Raw genomic sequence first — 7,039 nt, 5'->3', positions numbered from 1 at the left:
CGGCAGCGGCTACAGGGCGTGCGTGCGTCAAGAAATCTTGGGAATCTCCAACCCGCGGATCACCGCCGGGCGCGCCACGAATTTGGCCAGCACTCGCTTGACCTCGGGGAAGTTGTCGATGCCCACCAATTCACCCGCCTCATAGAACCCGATCAGATTGCGAATCCACGGAAAGGTCGCGATATCGGCAATGGTGTAGCGCTCGCCCATGATCCACTCGCGCCCCCCCAGGTGCTTGTCCAGCACCCCCAGCAGACGCTTGGCCTCGTTCACGTAGCGCTCCAGCGGCCGCTTGTCCTCGTACTCCCTGCCGGCAAACTTGTTGAAGAACCCCACCTGCCCGAACATCGGGCCGATGCCGCCCATCTGGAACATCAGCCACTGGATGGTTTCATAACGCGCCGCCGACTCCTGGGCCAGCAGTTGCCCGCTCTTGTCCGCCAGGTAGATCAGGATCGCCCCCGACTCGAACAGCGCCAGCGGCTGGTCCCCCGGGCCGTGGGGGTCGAGAATCGCCGGGATCTTGTTGTTCGGGCTGACACTGAGGAACTCCGGGGTCATCTGATCCTGGGTCTCGAAGCTGACCCGATGCGCCTCGTAGGGCAGGCCGATCTCTTCGAGCATGATCGAGACCTTGACCCCGTTGGGGGTCGGCAAGGAATACAACTGAATCCACTCAGGGAATTGCGCAGGCCATTTCTGGGTGACGGCAAAGGCGGAAAGATCGCTCATGACAGGCTTCCAGTCTCAATCAAAGGGGGGCGGCGCCACGGATGGGCAACGGCGGGGAATTATCCGCCGGGTTTTCTTAAATCGGCAACATGCAGCGCTTAAGCTGCCTGCAATCGAACCAAAAGCCGTTCAGGGACTCATAAGCAACGGCCTGATCAGGCCATGAGCAACGACAGGGAACACGGGTTTGTCAGCCTCACGCATCGCACTTGAAGAATGACCGCACCATGAACCTGCCCCGCCGCCTTGCCCGCCACTTCAAGCACCGCCGCTACCTGCCGTTGCCGGCCCTGTTGCTGGGCGGCGCCCTGTGCCTGTCCCTGGAATCCAGCGCCAGCCGCGCGCAACCGGTGGACGGCACCCAGACCCTGGTGTTCCTGCGCCACGCGGAAAAGCCCGCCGGCGGCCTCGGGCAGCTCAACTGCCAGGGCCTGAACCGGGCCATCGACCTGGCCTCGCTGCTGCCGGAGAAATTCGGCAAGGCGCAGTACGTGTTCGCCGCCGACCCCACGCGCAACGTCGAGGAAGGCGAGCTGGACAACTCCTACAGCTACATCCGCCCGCTGATGACCATCAGCCCCAGCGCCATCAAGCTCGGCCTGCCGGTGAACATCGATTTTGCCGCCAATGACACCAGCGACCTGGCGGACGAGCTGCTGCATGACCGCTACCACAACTCGATCATCTACACCGCCTGGTCCCACGGCTACCTGCCGGAGCTGATCAACAAGGTCGCCGAAGAAGCCGTGGGCGAACGGCAGCCGATCACCGAAGACTGGGCCTCCAGCGACTTCGACTCGCTGTACGTGCTGACCCTGACCTGGCGCAACGGCAAGGCCAGCCTGCACAGCCAAAGCTACAAACAGGGCCTGGACGGCGGCGAGCAGGATTGCCCGAGCTGATCAGCCCAGGGCGTCGAGCAACCGGTACCAGGCAATCCCCGCCCCCAGGTAGAGGCGTTGCAGGCCGTGCAGCGGAATCGGCCGCAACGGCGTGACCGGGAAAGGAAAACCCTGCCCCGCTCCCGTCAGCCGCGCCGCCAGGTGCCTGCCCAGCAGGGTCGACAAGGCAATGCCGCGCCCGTTGTAGCCCAGCAGGATCGACAGCCCCGGCGCCGGCTCGTGCAACTGCGGCAGAAAACTTGGGGTCAGGGCCACGCGCCCGCTCCAGCGATACTCGATGGGGACCCCCGCCAATTGCGGAAACAGGTTCAGCAACGAACGCTCCAGGTGGTTCCAGTCGGCATCCCGGCGCGGCTCGGAAAACGGCCCGCGCCCACCCAGCAGCAGGCGCCCCTGGGCGTCCTGCTTGAAATACAGCAGCAGGCGCCGGGCATCGGAACACACCTCGCCGCCCGGCAGGATGCTCTGGCGCAGCTCGGCAGGCAGCGGCCGGGTGGCGATGATGAAACTGTTGGCGGCGATCACCGTCTGGCGCAACCCCGGCCACAAGTCGTCGGTGTAGCCATTGGTCGCCAGCAGTACCTTCGAGGCACGCACCCGAGCGCTGCGGTCGGTCTCCAGGGTCCAGCGCCCGCCATCGCGCTGCAGCTTCCGGACCCGGCTCTGGCCGTGAATGCTCACCCCCAGCCCCATCGCCACCCGGGCCAGGCCCCGGGCGTAGTTCAGCGGGTGCAGGCTGCCGGCCCGCGGGTCGACCCAGCCGCCCAGGTATTGCGAACTGCCGATGCGCTGGCTCACGGCGGCCTTGTCCAGCAACTCCACGGCCACGCCGCGCTGGCGCCACTGCTCGGCGCGCTGCTCCAGGGTGTGCATCGCCGCGCCGGAAAACGCCGGCTGGATCCAGCCCTTGCGGGTGGCGTCGCAGCGAATGCCGTGTTCCTTGATCAGCTCGAACACTTCATCGGCCGCGCCACCCACGGCATCGATCAGCGCCTCGCCCTGTACCGGGCCGAACTTGGCCAGCAGTTGCTCGGGGTCGAACTTGAGCCCGGGGATCACCTGCCCACCGTTGCGCCCGGAGGCGCCCCAGCCGGGCTCGCCGGCATCCAGCACACAGACGCTGGCACCGCTCTGGGCCAGGCGCAGGGCGCTCACCAACCCGGTGTAGCCGGCGCCGACAATCGCCACATCGACCTCCCGGTCCTCGGCCAGTGCCGGGGTGTGCTCGGCCGGCATGGCCGTGGCCGCCCACAGCGAGGGCGGCATGCGCAGGGGCTCGGATGCGCTCATGCCTGCACCTCCGCGCCCTGGTTGAGCAAGCGCCGCAGGAAGTCCTGGGTGCGCGGGTGGCTCGGGGTGCTGAGCACGGTTCGGGCCGGGCCGGCCTCGACGATGCGCCCGCTGTGGAGGAAGCACACCTGGTCTGCCACGTCCTGGGCAAAGCCCATTTCATGGGTGACCACGATCATGGTCATGCCCTCGTCGGCCAGCTTGCGCATCACCGCCAGCACCTCGCCCACCAGTTCCGGGTCCAGCGCCGAAGTCGGTTCGTCGAAGAGAATCGCCTCCGGGTCCATGGCCAGCGCCCGGGCAATGGCCACCCGTTGCTGCTGGCCGCCGGAGAGCTCGTCCGGGTAGGCGTGCATGCGATGGGCCAGGCCTACCTTTTCCAGCAGCGCCTCGGCCCGCAGGCGTGCTTGCCGGGGGTCCTGTTTCTTGACGTAGATCGGCCCCTCGGTGACGTTCTGCAACGCCGTGCGATGGGGGAACAGGTTGAAGCGCTGGAACACCATGGCCACTCGGGTGCGCAGCTCGTGGATGCTCTTGGCCTGCCGGTCGACCCGCGCCCCGCTCACCAGGATCTCGCCCTGCTCGTAGCTTTCCAGGCCGTTGATGCAGCGCAGCAGGGTCGACTTGCCGGACCCGGAAGGCCCGATCAGGCACACCACTTCACCGCTGCGCACCTCAAGGTCGATGCCTTCGAGCACCGCCACGTTGCCAAAGCTCTTGTGTACGCCCTTGATCTGGATCATGGCTTTCTCCGGGTGCTGATGCGCGCCTCCAGGCGGCGCAGGGCAAAGGACAGCGGCAGGCTCAGGGCCAGGTAGAGCAAGGCCACCAGGGTGTAGACGGTCATGTTCTCGAAGGTCGAGGAAGCGATCAGCTGCCCGGCCCGGGTCATCTCCGCCACGGTGATGGTCGACACCAGGGACGAGTCCTTGAGCATCATCACCAGGGTGTTGCCGTAGGGCGGCAAGGCGATGCGCAGGGCCTGGGGCAGTACCACCCGACGCATGATCATCGGCCCGCGCATGCCGATGGATTCGGCGGCCTCGATCTGCCCCTGGTGGATGGCCTGGATACCGGCGCGGAAGTTTTCCGCCTGGTACGCCGAGTAGGCGATGCCCAGGCCGATCACCCCGGCCTGCATGGCGGTGAGCTGGATGCCGAAATCCGGCAGCACGAAGTAGATGTAAAACAGCTGGACGATGATCGGCAGCCCGCGAATGACGTTGACCACGCCGATGGCGAACAACGCCACCGAGCGCACCTTGGACACCATCATCAAGGCGAAGACCAGGCCGATCAGCGAGCTGAGCACGAAGGAGCCAACGGTGACCTGCAGGGTGACCACTGCGCCTTTCAACAGAATGGGCAGGAAGTCCAGAGCGTTCTGGAGAAACATGGAGAGACCCGTTTAATCAGCAGGAAAGGGACCCGGGCCAGGCGCCGGGCCGCGACTGGATCAGTTGAGCTTCCAGTGCTCGATGATGCGGTCCAGGGTGCCGTCGGCCTTGATCGCGGCGATCCCGCGATTGACCTCGGCCAGGGTCTGGGCATCGCCCTTGCGCACGATCAGGCAGACATCGCCCATGACCACCGGCTGGTAGCCCTTGACCAGCCGCACCTTGTTCTGGGTGCCCTGGGCCAGTTGGTAGGCGAGGATCGGCCGGTCGGCGAAACCGGCCTTGATCCGCCCCAGGGCCAGGTCGCGCATCAGATCGGGAATCGAGTCGTAGCCGCGCACTTCCTTGAAGATCCCGCGCTTGTTCAACTCGTCGATAAACACCGTGCCGACCTGGGCGCCGACGGTTTCCCCGGCCAGGTCCTCCATGCGGCGGTAGTCGCTGGCGTCGTCGGCCTTGACGATCAGGCCCTCGCCGTAGCTGAACACCGGGTCGGAGTACTGCACCACTTTCTCGCGCACCGGCGTGCGCAGCATGGCAGCGGAAATGATGTCGATCTTGTTCGAGGTCAGTGAGGGGATCAGTGCGGCGAAGGTGGTCTGCTGGATGTCCACGGCGAAACCGCCGGCCTTGCCCACGGCCCGGGCGGCATCGATCATCATGCCCTCGATGCTCTGGCTCTTGACGTCAAGGAAGGTGAAGGGAATGCCGGTGGCGGTGGCCCCGACCTTGTACAGCGGCTCGGCCTGGGCCGACGCCGAAAGGCCCAGGCCAAGGGCGCAACAGAATGCGAAAACAGCGGGTGCAAGGACGCGAGTGCGGGTATGCATGGCGAATCTCCCATTGGACGGTTTTATTGTTTGAAGTCCGTGATGGATAGCCTCTGTTGTGGAAGGCAGGAGGCATGAACCCGACTATAAACAATTTACAAAAATCGTAAAGAGATTTATAAATATCGAATATCGATATTAAAAACACAAAATAACCTGAAAGGACTGGTCATGAGCGATAACAACAACTCCCTTTTCAACCAGTCATTGGAGAAGGGCCTGGCGGTGCTGCGGGCCTTCAACGCCGCGCAACGGACCATGAACCTGGCGGAAATCGCCACGGCCGCCGACATCAACAAAAGCTCGGCGCAGCGCATGATCCACACCCTGGAACAGCTGGGCTACGTGCGTAAGCACCCGCAGACCAAGCGCTTCCAGCTGACCCCGCGGGTGATGGAGATCGGCTACAACTACCTGGCCGCCGACACCCTGGTGGACGTGGCCAACCCCTTCCTCGCCGAGCTGGCCCAGGTCACCGGGGAAACCACCAACCTCACCGAGCCCGATGGCCTGGACATGGTCTATGTAGCGCGATTCGTGGCGCCCAAGTTCATCCCCATCCACATGCCCATCGGCAGTCGTATCCCGATGTACTGCACTGGCTCGGGCCGCGCCTACCTCAGCGCCCTGCCCGCCGCCGAGGCCCTGCAGATCCTCCAGGCCAGCGACCGCAAGGCCCACACCCGACACACCCGCACCGACCTGGACGAGATCCAGCGCGAGATCGACGCCACCCAGCGCCGCGGCTATGCCCTGAACCCGGAAGAACTGTTCCTGGGCGACATGGCGATAGCCGCGCCCATCCTCGATGGCAAGGGCTTGCCGGTGGCCGCGGTGCACGTGGTGGTGCCCAGCAGCCGCTGGACCCTGGAAGAAGCCGAACGCAAGCTCGCGCCCTCGGTGATCGAATGTGCCAGGGCCATCCGCACCTCGATTCGCACCCTCTGAAAATCACTCTCCTGTAGCCGCTGCCGCAGGTTCGGGCCGCGTTCGGACGAACGGCCCGTAGGGACGCGGCGTTCTCAAGGCCGATGAGCTCCCGACGGGGGATCGCCAGACAAGGCCGGACGAGATCGGTTCGCAGCACGCCGGCGCCAGCGGCTACAATTCGCGCTTATTGTCCTCGTGCGGAATACCTTTCATGTCCAACCTCGCCTCCACCCAGCCCAACCGCGGCTGGGCGTTCTGGTGCAAACCCCTGCTGTTCCTGCTGGTCGCCGCCATCGGCCTGTATTACGTGAAGTGGTCGCCCTACTACCTCAAGGTCTTTGTCGCCGCCGACAGCCACAGCATCGGCGCCTCGATCCTCAACGATCAGCAGAGCTCGCCCTGGAGCGCCGCCCTGGCCTATTCCCAGGTGTACTTCCTGGCCATCTGGAAGGCTGCGGTGCTGGCGGTGATCCTGGGTTCCCTGCTGCAGGTGCTGATTCCCCGGGATTGGCTGCTGCGCCTGTTCGGCCGTGCCGGCTTCGGCTCGACCCTGCGCGGCGGCCTGTTCGCCCTGCCGGGCATGATGTGTTCCTGCTGCGCCGCGCCGGTGGCTGCTGGCCTGCGCCGGCAGAAGGTTTCGGTGGGTGCGGCCCTGGCGTTCTGGATCGCCAACCCGGTGCTCAACCCGGCCACCCTGGTGTTCATGGGCTTTGTCCTGGGCTGGGGCTTTTCCGCCCTGCGCCTGGTGGCGGGCATTGTCCTGGTGCTGGGCGTGTCCCTGGTGGCGCAGCGGGTCGCCGGCCCCGAGCAACTGCCCGAAGCCGCGGTGGATGCGGTGGTGGAAGCCAGCACGGTGAACGATCAGCCGTTCCTCAGCCGCTGGGGCAAAACCCTGTGGCAACTGTTCTGGAGCACCATCCCCATCTACGTGCTGGCGGTACTGGTGCTGGGCGCGGCG

Annotated in this window: 8 protein-coding genes; 3 read left to right on the top strand and 5 right to left on the bottom strand. The window is 65.4% G+C overall.

The genetic code is table 11. The features are described 5' to 3' along the window. Window positions 1–27: 27 nt before the first annotated feature. Complete coding sequence (locus F6S12_RS28680; protein ID WP_015635075.1) at window positions 28–732, bottom strand: glutathione binding-like protein; 705 nt, start codon at window positions 730–732, stop codon at window positions 28–30. A 227-nt stretch (window positions 733–959) separates the two neighbouring features. Here F6S12_RS28680 and F6S12_RS28675 point away from each other — a divergent pair, with 227 nt between their 5' ends. Next, window positions 960–1,634 carry a histidine phosphatase family protein gene (locus F6S12_RS28675; RefSeq protein WP_169894142.1) on the top strand — a complete coding sequence of 225 codons (675 nt, stop codon included), beginning with the start codon at window positions 960–962 and terminating at the stop codon, window positions 1,632–1,634. Here the strand turns inward: F6S12_RS28675 and F6S12_RS28670 are convergent, their stop codons facing one another. From F6S12_RS28670 to F6S12_RS28655, 4 genes are read right to left on the bottom strand one after another with little or no spacing between them, the layout of a single operon-like run. Further along, window positions 1,635–2,924, bottom strand: a complete 1,290-nt coding sequence (locus F6S12_RS28670; protein WP_276494921.1) for an NAD(P)/FAD-dependent oxidoreductase — start codon at window positions 2,922–2,924, stop codon at window positions 1,635–1,637. After that, window positions 2,921–3,667 (bottom strand): amino acid ABC transporter ATP-binding protein, encoded by a 747-nt coding sequence (locus F6S12_RS28665; protein ID WP_315869612.1) that lies wholly within the window; start codon window positions 3,665–3,667, stop codon window positions 2,921–2,923. The genes F6S12_RS28670 and F6S12_RS28665 overlap by 4 nt, the downstream gene beginning before the upstream one ends. Beyond that, window positions 3,664–4,320, bottom strand: a complete 657-nt coding sequence (locus tag F6S12_RS28660; RefSeq protein WP_011060581.1) for an amino acid ABC transporter permease — start codon at window positions 4,318–4,320, stop codon at window positions 3,664–3,666. The genes F6S12_RS28665 and F6S12_RS28660 overlap by 4 nt, the downstream gene beginning before the upstream one ends. Window positions 4,321–4,380: 60 nt before the next feature. After that, the gene (locus F6S12_RS28655) at window positions 4,381–5,151 is read right to left on the bottom strand and encodes an ABC transporter substrate-binding protein (protein WP_015635071.1); all 771 of its coding nucleotides are present in this window, start codon (window positions 5,149–5,151) and stop codon (window positions 4,381–4,383) included. 171 nt (window positions 5,152–5,322) lie between these two features. On the opposite strand from F6S12_RS28655, the gene F6S12_RS28650 reads away from it, so the two are divergent. Together F6S12_RS28650 and F6S12_RS28645 are read left to right on the top strand one after the other, a co-directional pair. Beyond that, entirely contained in the window at window positions 5,323–6,099 is a 777-nt protein-coding gene (locus tag F6S12_RS28650) for an IclR family transcriptional regulator (RefSeq protein WP_011060579.1), read from the top strand. Window positions 6,100–6,292: 193 nt separating this feature from the next. Further along, window positions 6,293–7,039, top strand: a 747-nt coding sequence (locus F6S12_RS28645) for a permease (protein ID WP_315869611.1), incomplete at its 3' end; no start/stop codon positions are given.

Origin of the sequence: Pseudomonas sp. JV245A (genome assembly GCF_032424515.1) — a bacterium.
GTDB classification, from domain to species: domain Bacteria; phylum Pseudomonadota; class Gammaproteobacteria; order Pseudomonadales; family Pseudomonadaceae; genus Aquipseudomonas; species Aquipseudomonas protegens.
Note: the sequence above shows the minus strand (reverse complement) of the source record. Positions and strands in the feature narration are given on the sequence as shown.

Coding starts and splice junctions, on each gene's coding strand:
- F6S12_RS28650 (WP_011060579.1), top strand. CDS start 5,323: ATGAGCGATAACAACAACTCCCTTTTCAACCAGTCATTGGAGAAGGGC.
- F6S12_RS28675 (WP_169894142.1), top strand. CDS start 960: ATGAACCTGCCCCGCCGCCTTGCCCGCCACTTCAAGCACCGCCGCTAC.
- F6S12_RS28670 (WP_276494921.1), bottom strand. CDS start 2,924: ATGAGCGCATCCGAGCCCCTGCGCATGCCGCCCTCGCTGTGGGCGGCC.
- F6S12_RS28665 (WP_315869612.1), bottom strand. CDS start 3,667: ATGATCCAGATCAAGGGCGTACACAAGAGCTTTGGCAACGTGGCGGTG.
- F6S12_RS28680 (WP_015635075.1), bottom strand. CDS start 732: ATGAGCGATCTTTCCGCCTTTGCCGTCACCCAGAAATGGCCTGCGCAA.
- F6S12_RS28655 (WP_015635071.1), bottom strand. CDS start 5,151: ATGCATACCCGCACTCGCGTCCTTGCACCCGCTGTTTTCGCATTCTGT.
- F6S12_RS28660 (WP_011060581.1), bottom strand. CDS start 4,320: ATGTTTCTCCAGAACGCTCTGGACTTCCTGCCCATTCTGTTGAAAGGC.